15 protein-coding genes are annotated in these 12,642 nt (G+C 63.9%); 9 read left to right on the top strand and 6 right to left on the bottom strand.

From position 1 onward, the window contains the following. Nucleotides 1-21: 21 nt before the first annotated feature. Entirely contained in the window at nucleotides 22-480 is a 459-nt protein-coding gene (locus EHH60_RS08430; RefSeq protein ID WP_124158965.1) for a DUF2892 domain-containing protein, read from the top strand. An 11-nt stretch (nucleotides 481-491) separates the two neighbouring features. Here the strand turns inward: EHH60_RS08430 and EHH60_RS08435 are convergent, their stop codons facing one another. Then, a complete protein-coding gene (locus tag EHH60_RS08435) occupies nucleotides 492-1,265 on the bottom strand; it encodes a DUF3750 domain-containing protein (protein WP_124158966.1) in 774 nt (257 codons plus the stop codon). A gap of 495 nt (nucleotides 1,266-1,760) precedes the next feature. Here EHH60_RS08435 and EHH60_RS08445 point away from each other — a divergent pair, with 495 nt between their 5' ends. From EHH60_RS08445 to EHH60_RS08455, 3 genes are all read left to right on the top strand, one after another. Then, nucleotides 1,761-2,111: a hypothetical protein gene (locus EHH60_RS08445; RefSeq protein WP_124158968.1), complete on the top strand. Its 351-nt coding sequence runs from the start codon at nucleotides 1,761-1,763 to the stop codon at nucleotides 2,109-2,111. 177 nt (nucleotides 2,112-2,288) lie between these two features. Continuing rightward, entirely contained in the window at nucleotides 2,289-3,911 is a 1,623-nt protein-coding gene (locus EHH60_RS08450; protein ID WP_124158969.1) for an ABC-F family ATP-binding cassette domain-containing protein, read from the top strand. 70 nt (nucleotides 3,912-3,981) lie between these two features. Continuing rightward, the gene (locus EHH60_RS08455) at nucleotides 3,982-4,857 is read left to right on the top strand and encodes an MBL fold metallo-hydrolase (RefSeq protein ID WP_124158970.1); all 876 of its coding nucleotides are present in this window, start codon (nucleotides 3,982-3,984) and stop codon (nucleotides 4,855-4,857) included. 144 nt (nucleotides 4,858-5,001) lie between these two features. Here EHH60_RS08455 and EHH60_RS08460 read toward each other — a convergent pair whose 3' ends face one another. Next, a complete protein-coding gene (locus EHH60_RS08460) occupies nucleotides 5,002-5,250 on the bottom strand; it encodes a hypothetical protein (protein ID WP_124158971.1) in 249 nt (82 codons plus the stop codon). A 201-nt stretch (nucleotides 5,251-5,451) separates the two neighbouring features. On the opposite strand from EHH60_RS08460, the gene EHH60_RS08465 reads away from it, so the two are divergent. Then, nucleotides 5,452-5,916 (top strand): cupin domain-containing protein, encoded by a 465-nt coding sequence (locus EHH60_RS08465; RefSeq protein ID WP_124158972.1) that lies wholly within the window; start codon nucleotides 5,452-5,454, stop codon nucleotides 5,914-5,916. A gap of 6 nt (nucleotides 5,917-5,922) precedes the next feature. Here the strand turns inward: EHH60_RS08465 and EHH60_RS08470 are convergent, their stop codons facing one another. Continuing rightward, entirely contained in the window at nucleotides 5,923-6,885 is a 963-nt protein-coding gene (locus EHH60_RS08470; RefSeq protein ID WP_124158973.1) for an alpha/beta hydrolase, read from the bottom strand. 130 nt (nucleotides 6,886-7,015) lie between these two features. On the opposite strand from EHH60_RS08470, the gene EHH60_RS08475 reads away from it, so the two are divergent. Next, complete coding sequence (locus EHH60_RS08475) at nucleotides 7,016-7,693, top strand: nitroreductase (RefSeq protein WP_124158974.1); 678 nt, start codon at nucleotides 7,016-7,018, stop codon at nucleotides 7,691-7,693. A 131-nt stretch (nucleotides 7,694-7,824) separates the two neighbouring features. After that, nucleotides 7,825-8,028 carry a hypothetical protein gene (locus tag EHH60_RS08480; protein ID WP_124158975.1) on the top strand — a complete coding sequence of 68 codons (204 nt, stop codon included), beginning with the start codon at nucleotides 7,825-7,827 and terminating at the stop codon, nucleotides 8,026-8,028. Nucleotides 8,029-8,055: 27 nt separating this feature from the next. On the opposite strand, the gene EHH60_RS08485 is transcribed toward EHH60_RS08480, so the two are convergent. Genes EHH60_RS08485 through EHH60_RS08495 form a run of 3 tightly spaced genes read right to left on the bottom strand, consistent with a single transcriptional unit; the run spans nucleotide 8,056 to nucleotide 10,674 of the window. After that, nucleotides 8,056-9,177 carry an HD-GYP domain-containing protein gene (locus EHH60_RS08485; RefSeq protein WP_124158976.1) on the bottom strand — a complete coding sequence of 374 codons (1,122 nt, stop codon included), beginning with the start codon at nucleotides 9,175-9,177 and terminating at the stop codon, nucleotides 8,056-8,058. A 58-nt stretch (nucleotides 9,178-9,235) separates the two neighbouring features. Then, nucleotides 9,236-9,565, bottom strand: a complete 330-nt coding sequence (locus EHH60_RS08490) for a PilZ domain-containing protein (RefSeq protein WP_124158977.1) — start codon at nucleotides 9,563-9,565, stop codon at nucleotides 9,236-9,238. Beyond that, the gene (locus tag EHH60_RS08495) at nucleotides 9,562-10,674 is read right to left on the bottom strand and encodes a DUF2336 domain-containing protein (protein WP_124158978.1); all 1,113 of its coding nucleotides are present in this window, start codon (nucleotides 10,672-10,674) and stop codon (nucleotides 9,562-9,564) included. Before EHH60_RS08495 ends, EHH60_RS08490 begins: the two co-directional genes overlap by 4 nt. 300 nt (nucleotides 10,675-10,974) lie before the next feature. On the opposite strand from EHH60_RS08495, the gene EHH60_RS08500 reads away from it, so the two are divergent. Further along, nucleotides 10,975-11,922: a helix-turn-helix domain-containing protein gene (locus EHH60_RS08500; RefSeq protein ID WP_124158979.1), complete on the top strand. Its 948-nt coding sequence runs from the start codon at nucleotides 10,975-10,977 to the stop codon at nucleotides 11,920-11,922. Between the two features lie 50 nt (nucleotides 11,923-11,972). Then, the gene (locus EHH60_RS08505; protein WP_124158980.1) at nucleotides 11,973-12,563 is read left to right on the top strand and encodes an NADPH-dependent FMN reductase; all 591 of its coding nucleotides are present in this window, start codon (nucleotides 11,973-11,975) and stop codon (nucleotides 12,561-12,563) included. Nucleotides 12,564-12,642 lie beyond the last annotated feature (79 nt).

The following is a 12,642-nucleotide window of genomic DNA, read 5'->3' on the forward strand; positions in this document are numbered from 1 at the left end:
GGCGAGCGCGTGGAGGCTTTGATGACGACGACGCGAAACCGGGTGCCTCTCCATTCATCCGAGACCGACAACCGCCGCATCAAACGCACGATGCAGGCCAACGTTGCCTATTTCGCCCAGCACCGCGATCAAATCCCCGTCCGCCTACGAGAAATCGACGAAGAATGGGATATCGAGAGAGCGATCGAAGCCAATGCCGCGGTGATCGCTTTCGCCGGCGTCGCGCTGGCCGCCACCAACAGCCGGCGCTGGCTTGCACTTCCGGCGTTGGTGACGAGCTTTCTGTTTCAGCACGCCATCCAAGGCTGGTGCCCTCCCGTCCCGGTGTTGAGGAAGCTGGGCTTTCGCACTTCCTATGAAATCGAGGAGGAACGCCGAGCTCTCATGGCGCTGAGAGGCGATTTCGGGCACCGAGCCGAGAGTGCGGATGAGGCCCTCCGAGTTTCCACCGGCTCGGCGAACCTGGCCGTTTCGACCTAGCCCCGCCGAGGCTAGCGTGAACCAGCCGACGGCCCGACTTGAAATCCTTGCCGGCACAGGCCTGGCGTTACCCCAAAGCGGCCGAGCCCAGGCAGCTTGAGCGCCGGGCGTCGGATGTCGAGCCCGAGCACGGCGCCGAAGAAATTGATCTCCAGACCTTCGACCCAGCCGAGCGAGAAGCCGATGTATCCGGCAAGCGAGGCGTAGATGCCCGTGCCGGACGCCGTCAGGCCGAACCATTTGCCGGTGTACGGGAAGTCCTTGCCGATCGCGGTCGGCGGCAGGACGGCGCGGAGCTCAGGGACGGAGTCGAGTGCCGCCTGCACGAAGGTGTTCGAATTGGGACCAGGCCAGACGCTGTAATCTCCATAGGATCGAAACTTGTAGTTTTCGATCACATATCGGATTTTCGGGATCAGCGCCGCCGCGCGCTCTCCATCGACGGCTACGATGGTTTCCGGCACAGCGCCGAACCACCGCCCGTCCGGAGCGAAGCCGTTGGTGCGGATCGGCTCGCCCCACGCCGTGTAGTCATAGCGGGTGTAGGTCGCCGCATCCTTCTCTTTGACGACGATCCAGGTGTGAATCGCGAAGATGCTGCGCCATCTCACCGTTCTCGCCCCGAACACCCGTATCACGGCTTCGCGATGATCGGCTGCGGCGGCCAGAAGACCCGCACTCGACCGGTCGGCCGTTTGCCAATTCTGGCGGTCATCGCCCAGCCAGAAATATCTCGCCGCCGATGCGGTGAGCGGTGCGATGACGAGGAACAGAAAGATGAGCAAGGGTTTCTTCAAGGGAGCAGTACGGCAGGGCCTTCGAAATCATATAGTTCGCACGAATGCCGGCGCCATAGCTGCTCCCATGGTTCCCAACGCGCTTGTCATCAGAGCCGGACGGGCGTCTGGGATCAAGTAGTTCCGCAACGGACCAGGATTGGAGCGCGCGCATGGACATCAAGGACGCCGCGGCAATGACCGAAGCCTCCGGGCTGACGGACGATCAGGGCGGCATACAGCAGACGTCCAGCCCCCGGTCGGGGCCCCGAGAGCAAACACGGGCTTTCGGCCCGCAACTTCGTTCGCCCTCGTCGGACACCGCGAAGCGATGGGCCGACCAGTTGCGCCAGGTGACAGTCAAGGCGCCTTTGAGGTCGTTGCTTGTGGCTTTTCTAGCCGGAGCATGGATCGCTCGCCGTCGATAGGAGCTGCGCGTGTGCGCGATTCATCACGAGGAACCCAGCGATTTCGGAGCTGGCAACGGATCGAGGGAGAGGACAAATGAGGCTTCTTGCGGCGGTCGTGATCATTCTTCTGGGCACCATTTCGTTCTCCATGGCACAAAGCTCGGGAGGCTCTTCAGGCGGTTCTTCATCCGGCGGCGCGAGCACGGCTGGTTCGAGCGGCGCGGGTGGCTCGACGCTCTCGAACGGGACGACGCTCAGCGGAACTGGCGGTTCGCCAGGCCCCAACACCCTCGATGCAAAAAACCGGAGAACGACGGGCGCAAGACCCGGTGCTACCCCTTCTGATCAGGAAGGCGGTGGATCTCGACCGAGTTACAACACGCCCGCCGCAAACGCTGCCATCCAGCAGCTCGGAAATACCAATACGGGCATCCTCAAGAAGTGACGATCGTCAAGACCGGCGGCGGCTCGACCACCAGGAGGTGGGTCATCGGGTCTTTAATCCCGAAAGCTGCGGTCTGAACGACGGTATTGCGGCCGGGGTGGTGCGCTGGTGCCGGGCTTCCCCTGGAAGCCCGCATGGCCTATGACGCTGCAACGCAAAAATCCCCCAAAAGACCTCATGATCCGCCTCGACAACGTCAGCAAGCAAGCCGGCCACCAGATCCTGTTCATCGAAGCCTCCGCCGCCCTGAATAGGGGCGAGAAGATCGGCCTCGTCGGGCCGAACGGCGCCGGCAAGACCACATTGTTCCGGATGATCGCCGGCGAGGAGCTGCCCGACGAGGGGCAGGTCTCGACCGATCGCGGCATCACCATCGGCTATTTCAACCAGGACGTCGGCGAGATGTCTGGCCGCAGCGCGGTGGCCGAGGTGATGAACGGCGCCGGCCCCGTCAGCGAGGTCGCGGCCGAGCTGCGCGAGCTCGAGGCCGCCATGGCCGATCCAGACAAGGCCGATCAGATGGACGAGATCATCGCGCGCTATGGCGAGGTGCAGCATCGTTTCGAGGAGCTCGACGGCTACGCGCTCGACGGCCGTGCGCGCGAAGCGCTGTCCGGTCTCGGCTTCAGCCAGGAGATGATGGACGGCGACGTCGGAAAACTTTCCGGCGGCTGGAAGATGCGCGTGGCGCTGGCGCGCATTCTCCTGATGCGTCCCGACGTGATGCTGCTCGACGAACCGAGCAACCATCTCGACCTCGAAAGCCTGATCTGGCTGGAAAAATTCCTGCACGACTACGAAGGCACGCTGCTGATGACCTCGCACGACCGCGAGTTCATCAACCGCGTCATCTCCAAGGTGATCGAGATCGATTCCGGCTCGCTCACCACCTATACCGGCGACTACGAATTCTACGAGCAGCAGCGGGCGCAGAACGAGAAGCAGCAGCAGGCGCAGTTCGAGCGACAGCAGGCCATGCTCGCCAAGGAGATCAAGTTCATCGAGCGCTTCAAGGCGCGCGCCTCGCATGGGGCCCAGGTGCAGAGCCGGGTCAAGAAGCTCGACAAGATCGAGCGCGTCGAGCCGCCGCGCCGCCGCCAGAGCGTCGCGTTCGACTTCCCGCCGGCGCCGCGCTCCGGCGAGGACGTCGTCGCGCTCAAGAACGTGCACAAGGGCTATGGAGCTAAGCGCATCTATGACGGGCTCGACTTCATGATCCGCCGGAAGGAGCGCTGGTGCGTGATGGGCGTCAACGGCGCGGGCAAGTCGACGCTGCTCAAGCTGGTGGCCGGTGCGAGCGAGCCGGACGAGGGCTCGGTGGCGCTCGGCGGCAGCGTCAAGATGGGCTATTTCGCCCAGCACGCGATGGACCTGCTCGACGGCGAGCAGACGGTGTTTGAGTCACTCGAATATGCGTTTCCGACCGCGGGGCAGGGCTCCTTGCGCGCGCTCGCCGGCTGCTTCGGCTTCTCCGGCGACGATGTCGAGAAGCGTTGCCGCGTGCTCTCAGGCGGCGAGAAGGCGCGCCTCGTGATGGCCAAGATGCTGTTCGACCCGCCGAACTTCCTGGTGCTGGACGAGCCGACCAACCATCTCGACCTCGCCACCAAGGAGATGTTGATCAATGCGCTGTCGGACTTCGAGGGCACCATGCTGTTCGTCTCGCACGACCGGCACTTCCTGGCGACGCTGTCGAACCGCGTGCTGGAGCTGACGCCGGAGGGGATTCATCAGTACGGCGGTGGCTATACGGAATACGTCGCGCGGACCGGTCAGGAGGCTCCGGGGCTGCGGAGCTAGCATTCCGCTGCGCGGCTTGACGCGTTGACGCCTCGCGCTACGCTCCTCGAAAAAAGGGAGCGAAACAACCATGAAGCAACTCCGGATCGGCGACATTACCATCGATGCGGTGATCGAGCGGGAAGGGCCGTGGCGGCGGCCGCAGGATTTCTTCCCGGCCTATGACGAGCGCGTGTTCGCCCGCCATCTGCCGACGATGGAGCCGGAGGTGTTCGACGCCGAGTGCGGTATGATGGTTATTACGTATCAGACCTTCGTGGTGCGGACGCCGCGCCATACCATCCTGGTCGATACCTGCACCGGCGAGGACAAGGGTCATCCGCCGCCGTTCGACTTTCCCGGCAAGGAACGCTGGCGCAACGAATTGTTCGCGCTCGGCATCGGCTTCGAGCAGATCGACTACGTCTTCTGCACGCATCTGCACATCGACCATACTGGCTGGAATACGAGTTTGCGCGATGGACGCTGGGTGCCGACGTTTCCGAACGCGAAATACGTATTCCACAAGGGCGAATATGCGGCCTGGGAAGCCGAGCATGCCAAGGGCAGCAATCCGCCGGGCACGGTCTTCCGCGACAATTGCCTGCCGATCGTCGAGGCCGGGCAGGCGCTGCTGGTCGATGACGATTACGCGCTCGACGATACCGTGACGCTGACACCGACGCCGGGGCATTCGCCCTGCCATTGCTGCGTGAACATATTCTCCAGAGGCCACAGTGCGGTGATCGCGGGCGATCTCATGCATCACCAGATCCAGTGCCGCGAGCCGGACTGGTCGGCGAAGCCGGACTGGGATCCGAAGCAGTCGGCGGTGTCGCGGCGGAAGTTCTTCGCCTCCGTCGCGGATACCGACACGCTGATCCTGCCGGTGCATTTTCCGACGCCGACGGTGGGATGGATCAGGCCGCTGGATGGGGCGTTCGATTACCGCTTCAAGCGGGAGTGACTCTTTCCGTCATGGCCGGGCTTATCCCAGCCATCCACGTGCTTTGCCGCGCGGAAGCAAGAACATGGTTGCCCGGGACAAGCCCGGGCATGATGAGTTCGTGGAGCAATTGCTCGCTAAAGAATCAACGAACTCGCAGCGCCCTTACGCGCTGGTCTCGCACTTTTTCATGAAGCTGTTCTTGGCGGCGCCGGCGAGCGGCTTGCCGTCGGAGCCGACGGCCTTGGGTGCGCAGGCGTCGGCCTTGCACTTCTTCAGGAACGAGGACTTGGCGGCCCCGGCCAGCGGCTTGCCGTCCTTGCCGATCGCTTTGCTCTCGCAGGTTTCTTGTGCGAATGCCGAGCCCGCTGCAAAGGTGACAACAATCGCTGCGAGGAAAATCCGCTTCATCATGGGTGTCTCCTGAAACCAGAAATGGCCGGGAGATTGGAGCCGGGAATCATGGCGCAATCAAGCAGGATGAGCGGACGTCGTCCGGTCGACGTACCGATTTTTCGGGCGCGGTCGGTGGCCGTCCATCCTTGTTGCACTGCTCGCTGACCCCGGCGGGCGATCCTGCTAGCTTCGATCAGCTTGGCTGGATGGAGCATCGTTATGGACGCCACGATCCCGAGGGGCGAACGATTGGCCGATCGGCATTCCCACCTGGTTCGGCCCCAGGACATGGACTGGCAGAAGACCCGCTTTCCGGGGTGCGAGGCCAAGACGCTGCTGTTCGATCGCCGCACGGGCCTGATGACCGCCCTGATGCGCTTTGCGCCGGGATCGGTGCTGCCCGATCACGAGCATGTCGGCATCGAGCAGAGCTGGGTGATCGAAGGCGCACTTGTCGACAAGGAGGGCCCGGCCGAGGGGATCGCATGCAAGGCCGGCGAATTCATCTGGCGCGAGGCGGGCAGCCGGCACGCCGCGTGGTGTCCGGACGGAGCCTTGATCCTGGCGATCTTCCAGGTGCCGAACAAGTTTTTCGAAGCCGACGGCCGCGTCGTCGACGCCTCCGGTCAGGACTGGGACGAGACGTGGGGGCACACCGCGGCGCAGCGCGCGCGGAGCATCTGACCGACTTCAGGCACCCCGCGCGAGCAGTGCCTTGAAGTCAGCGCGTGCGCGCTGCGCTTCGGCGCGTGCGACCTCGGAGGCATCGCCCATGCCGAAATAGCCATGGATCAGGCCGGGGCCCTCATGATGCTTGACGCGGACGCCGGCGGCTTCCAGTGCCCGCGCATAAGCGGCGCCCTCGTCGCGCAAGGGATCGAACCAGGCGGTGGTCACGACCGCGGGTGCGACGCCGGCAAGGGATCCCGCGCGCAGTGGCGAGACGCGCCAGTCCGCGGCATGGCCGGGATCGGCGAGATAGTGGCCGCAAAACCATTCCATCGTGGCGCGCGTAAGGAAGTAGCCTTCGGCATTCTCGGCGCGAGACGGAAAGCGCGCGTTCTCGCCCGCATCGGCGTAAGCGCCGAAGACATCGGTCACGGGATAGACCAGCAATTGCGCGGCCAGCCTGATGCCGGCGTCGCGGCAGGCGATCGCGGTGGTGGCCGCGAGATTGCCGCCGGCGCTGTCGCCGGCAACGCCCATGCGGCTTGCGTCGCCGCCAAATTCCGCGACGCGGCCAAACACGTCGCTCACGGCGGCAAAGGCATCCTCGAACGCACCGGGAAAGCGCGTCTCGGGCGGACGGAGATAGTCGACGGAGACGACCACCGCGCCGGTCTCGATCGCAAGATTGCGCGCCTGCCGGTCGTGGGTCTCGAGGTCGCCGGCAACCCAGCCGCCGCCGTGGAAGAACACCACGGTCGGTGCCGGCGTGGTGCCGGCCCGATAAATACGTGCATCGAGCGGTCCGGCGCCGCCTTTCACCTTGACGTCCTGCACGCTATCGACGGGCGGGGGCGGTATGGCCGCGCGCGAGGCAGCCAGTGCGCGCAAGGAATCGCGGGCGCTCTGTGGCGTCATCGTGGTGGGATCGCGCATCGGCATGAGCGGAATGATCTGGGCGATGACGGGATCGAGCGGCGCGGCCATTTTGAGTCCTCACGGGGTGTGGCGGGTCCACACAGAGTTTTTGGTCTTGCTTGGTCGTGAGCATAGGTTTTGCGCGCCGCGTCGGCAACCGGCACCGCGCTGCAACGAACGAGGCAGGGAGGTTCACGAGGTGGAATTCGAAACGCTGGTCCAGTCGCGCCGCAGCGTGCGCGGCTTCCGGAACGAGCCGGTGCCGCGCGCGGTGATCGAGGCGATCATCGAAAGCGCCAAGCGCGCGCCGTCGTCGATGAACACACAGCCCTGGCATGTCCACGTGCTCACCGGCACACCTCTGGAAGAGGTGCGCCGCCGCAACATGGAGGAGATGGCCAGCGGCGCCACGGTCAAACGCGACATCGTCAGCCACGGCGAGTATCAGGGTGTGCACCGCACGCGCCAGGTCGACATCGCCAAGAAGCTGTTCGGCGCGATGGGAATCGCGCGTGACGACAAGCCGATGCGGCAGGACTGGGTGCTGCGCGGCTTCCGCCAGTTCGACGCGCCGGTCTCGCTTGTGCTGACTTACGACCGTGTCCTCGATCCCGGCGCGGTCTGCCATTTCGATCTCGGCGCGCTCTGCTACGGTATCGTGCTTGCGGCGTGGGACCGCGGCCTCGGCTCCGTGATCAACGGACAGGGCATCATGCGTTCCGACATCGTGCGCGAGGTCGCCAGGATTCCGGAGAATGAGGTCATCATGACCTGCGTCGCGATGGGCTATCCCGACGACAGCTTCGCCGCGAATGCCGTTCGCTCGGACCGCGAGCACAACGACGAGTTCGTGCGTTACGTGGGTTTTGCCGATTAGCACGACAGGAGGAGATTATTCTCTGGCGGAAATTTTTGCTGCGGTGTCGCGAGTGGCCTCTTGCAATCTCGAGGGTGCAGGAGGAACAATATGCGGACTGATAGGTTTGTTGCTGGCGCGAGGGAATTGACATGCGGCGGCTGGCTAGCCTGGTTCGACGGTTCTTCGGTCCGCGAGTGCGGCACACGATCGATGACGATCCAAGTCTTCCTTTCACAGCCGAAGAGTTCGGCCGGCTGATACGCAGCGGCCGGCACGAGGACATGAAGCTGCTGGCCGAGGGGCTGGCCTGCCGGTCCATCCCGCACCGCGCCAGCTACCGCGCCACCCATTAGGCCGCGTTCGAGGCGGGTCTGCCGCGCTCACCGCGTGAGCGCGACCGGCTTGAATGAGTGGACCAGTGCTTTTTCCAGCTTCCCATTCATCCCGCACAGGATTTTGTAGGCCTCCGCGCGCGGCATGGTCGGCTTGTAGTGCCGGTGCTCGATCAGCGCCGCAAAAATATCCGAGATCGTTAGAATTCGTACGATGTCGCCAATGCTCTCGGCGCAGAGCGCGTCGGGATAGCCGCTGCCGTCGAGGTACTCGTGATGATGGCGGACGGCATCGAGTATCTCCGGCGAGATCCCGTGATGCCCCTTGAGAAATTCGTAGCCGGCGGCGGGATGCGTTTCGATCAGCGCGCGTTCGGCGGCATCGAGTCGGCCCGGCTTGTCGAGGATGGCGAGCTGTATCTGCGCCTTGCCGATGTCGTGGAACATGGCAGCCGAGTAGAGACGTTCCAGGTCGGTCCTGCCGACGCCGAGGCTCAGTCCGAAGTCGATGGCCACGCCGGTCACGAGCAGGCAATGCTGATAGGTTCCTTCGTGATGGCGCCGCACCGTCATGAGCCATTCCGTCAGGCCATGCTGGGTGATACGGTCGGCAATCTGGCGACCGGCTTCCCTGGCGCCGTCGACGTCGAGCGGTTGGCCGAGGGTCACAGCCGTGAACATCGATGCGATCGCGGTCGCGGCGGTCTCGACGGCGTTGCCAGGTTGCGACGTGTCGCCTGACGAAGCGGGTACGCCGTCGGCCGGATCGGCCAGCGCCGCCAGCAGCCTGGTCCGGCTGACTGTGGCGGGAAGGACCAGCGTCGCCCCGAGCGCGTAGGCTTGCGAGATGCAGACGTGGGAGGCGTGCTCGAGCAGGAAGATGCGCTTCCTGGCCTTCGCCAGCTTGGTGGCGCGCTTCTTGATCGCGGCGATGTTGTCGACGTCGCGGAGCTCCGCGCGGATGACGATGGCGGCCGGCGTCTGCGACAGCTTGGAATCGGCAACGAGCCGCTCGCCAGCAATGGTGAATTTCTCTTCGAGGATCGAGCAGACGCCCGAAAGCTTGTCGGACGTGTCCGCCAGCACGTGCAGGAAGGGGCGATCCGTTCGCGACTGACGGATGCCGCCTTCACCATTGACCGGGCCGGATCTGGTTGGCGCGTGCTGCACGATCTGACCTGCACTTTTCGACTGTATCAATGTCAAACAGCGGGTGGAATATTCGAATCTATTTGCTCTGAGCCGCGGTCTGCGCAGGCGCTGGTGTGCCTGCAGGTTTCTTCTTGCCGTCGGCCGTCACGAAGTGGACTCCAGCCGTGGTGCCGTCGATCCAGACCAGTTCGCAGCGCCGATAGGCGAGGCCGGTCGACGACAGCAGCATGAAGAACTCCTTGGCCTGGAGCACGTCGAGCGTGCCCTCGACCTCGATCTTGGCGCCGCTTTGCGACACGTCGAGCAATACGCAACGGCGTCGCCAGGTGCCGTCCGATCCCATGAGGTTGACCGGCTGCCTGTGGTCCATTTTCACGCGAGAGGCCTTGCGACCGTCGAATTTCATCGGTTAATCCCCATCTTTTTTGCACCGCGATGTTCCCGACTGCTCTCCTTGGCGTTCGCGGCAATTTCTCCCCAGCGCACCGTCCATTGGCTGGTCGACAGAAGCAGTGTCTCGAAAATGTGCTGCGCGCGTTCGCGTTCGGCGAAGGAAAGCCTTCTGCCGCAGCGATTGCTCAAGATGGCCAACGTGGTCTGCCAGTTCAGCCGCGAGGCACGGCAGGCCATCACGAGACCCTCGCAATCGTCGTCGGTCATGACATGCTCGACGATTTCGATGGGAGTCCCCGAAAGCACCGATAGCGCCGTGACGAGGTTGGCGGTCTCGCCGCGGATGGCGAAGCGGTTGACCGTGGAATCGTTGAGCTTGCCGATGCGGTTCAGCGCGACGATCTCCGGGCGCGCGCTTGCATAGGCGGCCGCGCTGGGCAGCTTGGGGACGATTGGCGCGGCCGTTGCGGCTGGAGGCGAGACGGTCGCCTTCGTCCCTGTGCCGGATGTCGGAGCCGGTGAGGCCGACAGCAACTTTCGCATGATCGGATCCGGCGTGTCCGGCCTGAGCGCCAGCGCCTTCGTGAGTTCATCATCCGTCAGGCACTTCTCGACGAGCCTGGCGTAGGCAGCGTCAGAGAATCGTGCCTCTGTGTTGGCGATCAGCGCAATGCAAACGCTGCGGGCGCCGCCCTCGATCAGCGTCTCGATCACCGGCGGATCGATAGGCGCGCGGGCTGCGATCGCGCGTTGCTGCCGCTCGTCGCTCGAGGCCGCGATCGACTTGAGATCGGCCGTGGACAGTGACTGCGATCTCAGCAAGACAGGGCACGCCACCTTCGGATCGTGGTGTGAGGCGAGACGTTGCACCGTCTTCGGCGGAGCTACCGCGAGCTCCGCAAGTGCCGTGCTGAGCTCAATCAGCGCACTGGCCTCGACCCGCTCCGTCAGTCGCAGCAGAACGCCGTCGACCACATTGGCGAGCAATTCCTGGGACCGGTCGCGGCTGCTGGCGAGCAGCTGCATGATGCCGGAGAGAACGCGCGCGCAGCGGTCTAGCGGACACGTTGCGACCGCGTCCTCCAATTCGACCAGAACATCAGCAGGCGAATTTGCCGTCATGGCAGGGCCTGAAATTCGAAATAACTTTGACGATCAAACGACGGCTATTGCGCCTCAAAGTCGTTAATTTTGAATTTTAGGGATCGAAAGTCGGGTAATCCGGCACCGTCAACTGGGCGGGAAACGCTATCGAAATTTGGCGAGAGACAGACGTGCCCGCTTTTTCTTTCAACTGGCTCCTCGCTAATTGGTCAGGACACGTTAAGATTGATCCTTTCAAGGTAACGGAAAACCGAAGGGGGAAACGAACCGGCGTCGCGGCCGGACGCACGTCTACGCCACGTTGCGTTTCATATTTTCATGAACAGCATTGACGATGTGCCGAGACTGGCACTCAACACTTTTCGCTTTTCAGACGTCGACGAATTTCGAAGTGCCATACGCGGGCTGAATTTCGATTTCACGCCTTTCGTACGGAAGATTTCGGCTGAGCAGACGATCCTGTCGTTGCCCGGTTGCGACGTGAATTTGACGCACGCGTTTCCGCGGGTCGTTGATGCACAGCTCGTCGGGAATTGCACGGCGATCGGCTTCACGATGGACGACCTCGACGTCCCCGTTCGCTTCAATGGCTCGCAACGCGCCCGGCCGGTCGTGGTCATCGGCAGCGGCGGCGCGGCCTACACCACCGTTGAGGAGGTGCAGCGAGAAATCGCCTCGGTGGTGTTCAGACCGGAGGTGCAGGATCGAGGCTGGCCGCCCACGCTCTCGAGCTTCAAGATTTTCGAGGTCTCCGCGGCCGGCTTGCACCGGCTGCGCACCGTGGTTCGTGAGGTGTTGGCCGAGGCCTCCGGCCCGGCCGAGGCGCCGGAGCTTTCGTCGAAGGGCGCGGCGATGAAGGAGTCCCTGCTCGGAGCCGTCGACGAGGTCTTCGAAACCGTCGTCTCGGCCCGCTGGACCCTCGGCCCCAACGACGGGCGGAATTTCAGGATGTTCCACGACATCCGCGCACTGCTGACCGAGGATTTGTCGCAGCCGATCTACAGCGATGAGATCGCGCGCAAGCTCGGGCTGTCCGTTCGCACCATGCACGACGTCGTCCGCCGCTATCGGGGCATGAGCCTGCATCGCTATTTGCGCCTGCGCCGGCTGTGGCTGGTGCGGCGGCGGCTTCTCGCCGGGGCCGATAGCGTCAAGGCGGTCGCGCTGGCGTTTGGCTTCTGGCACCTCAGTGATTTCTCCAGAAGCTACCGCGACCAGTTCGGCGAGTCGCCGTCGCAAACGCTGGGACGCGGTCGCGGCCGATAGTTCGCCAAACCGGGTAGGATCGGACACCGGTTTCGTGCTACCGTCCGGCCATGAGCAATCGCATTCTCGTTCTCTACGGTTCCTACCGTTCCGACCGCATGGGCATCCGCCTGGCGAACTTCGTCATCGATCGGCTGCGCGGCCGCGGCGAGGAAGTCGAATTCATCGACGCCAAAGCGATCGGCCTGCCGATGCTCGACCGTATGTACAAGGAATATCCCAAGGGCTCGGCGCCCGAGGCGCTGGAGAAGCTGGCCGGGCAGATCCGGGACGCGGACGGCTTCGTCTTCGTCACCGGCGAGTACAATTGGGGCATCCAGCCCGGCCTGAAGAATCTCACCGACCACTTCCTCGAAGAGTGGTTCTGGCGTCCGGCCGCGATCGTGAGCTATTCCGCCGGCCGACTGTCCGGCGCGCGCGCCGCGACGGCCTGGCACGGCACGCTGTCGGAAATGGGCATGGTGGTGGTGTCGAGCACAATCGGCGTCGGCCCGATCGCGCAGACATTGTCGGCGGATGCAGAGCCGATCGGAGAGGGCGGCAAGGCCTTGGAGCGCTCGTTCCCGCGCTTTGCCGACGATCTCTTGTGGTGGATCGAGGCGGCGAAAGCGCAGCGGGCGCGGAAGGCGCCGCCTTACTGAAGCGCCATGCGACCAGGATGAACCGTCATCGCGCTTCAGGTTTTCGTTTCAGCATGATCGTTTCGGAAAACCGCTGCGC

It is taken from the genome of Bradyrhizobium sp. RP6 (genome assembly GCF_003837805.1).
GTDB lineage: Bacteria > Pseudomonadota > Alphaproteobacteria > Rhizobiales > Xanthobacteraceae > Bradyrhizobium.

Excerpts from the sequence above, each read along its gene's own strand:
- EHH60_RS08445 (WP_124158968.1), top strand. The coding sequence starts at position 1,761 with ATGAGGCTTCTTGCGGCGGTCGTGATCATTCTTCTGGGCACCATTTCG.
- EHH60_RS08470 (WP_124158973.1), bottom strand. The coding sequence starts at position 6,885 with ATGGCCGCGCCGCTCGATCCCGTCATCGCCCAGATCATTCCGCTCATG.
- EHH60_RS08455 (WP_124158970.1), top strand. The coding sequence starts at position 3,982 with ATGAAGCAACTCCGGATCGGCGACATTACCATCGATGCGGTGATCGAG.
- EHH60_RS08505 (WP_124158980.1), top strand. The coding sequence starts at position 11,973 with ATGAGCAATCGCATTCTCGTTCTCTACGGTTCCTACCGTTCCGACCGC.
- EHH60_RS08465 (WP_124158972.1), top strand. The coding sequence starts at position 5,452 with ATGGACGCCACGATCCCGAGGGGCGAACGATTGGCCGATCGGCATTCC.
- EHH60_RS08450 (WP_124158969.1), top strand. The coding sequence starts at position 2,289 with ATGATCCGCCTCGACAACGTCAGCAAGCAAGCCGGCCACCAGATCCTG.
- EHH60_RS08430 (WP_124158965.1), top strand. The coding sequence starts at position 22 with ATGACGACGACGCGAAACCGGGTGCCTCTCCATTCATCCGAGACCGAC.
- EHH60_RS08500 (WP_124158979.1), top strand. The coding sequence starts at position 10,975 with ATGAACAGCATTGACGATGTGCCGAGACTGGCACTCAACACTTTTCGC.
- EHH60_RS08495 (WP_124158978.1), bottom strand. The coding sequence starts at position 10,674 with ATGACGGCAAATTCGCCTGCTGATGTTCTGGTCGAATTGGAGGACGCG.
- EHH60_RS08480 (WP_124158975.1), top strand. The coding sequence starts at position 7,825 with ATGCGGCGGCTGGCTAGCCTGGTTCGACGGTTCTTCGGTCCGCGAGTG.
- EHH60_RS08460 (WP_124158971.1), bottom strand. The coding sequence starts at position 5,250 with ATGATGAAGCGGATTTTCCTCGCAGCGATTGTTGTCACCTTTGCAGCG.
- EHH60_RS08490 (WP_124158977.1), bottom strand. The coding sequence starts at position 9,565 with ATGAAATTCGACGGTCGCAAGGCCTCTCGCGTGAAAATGGACCACAGG.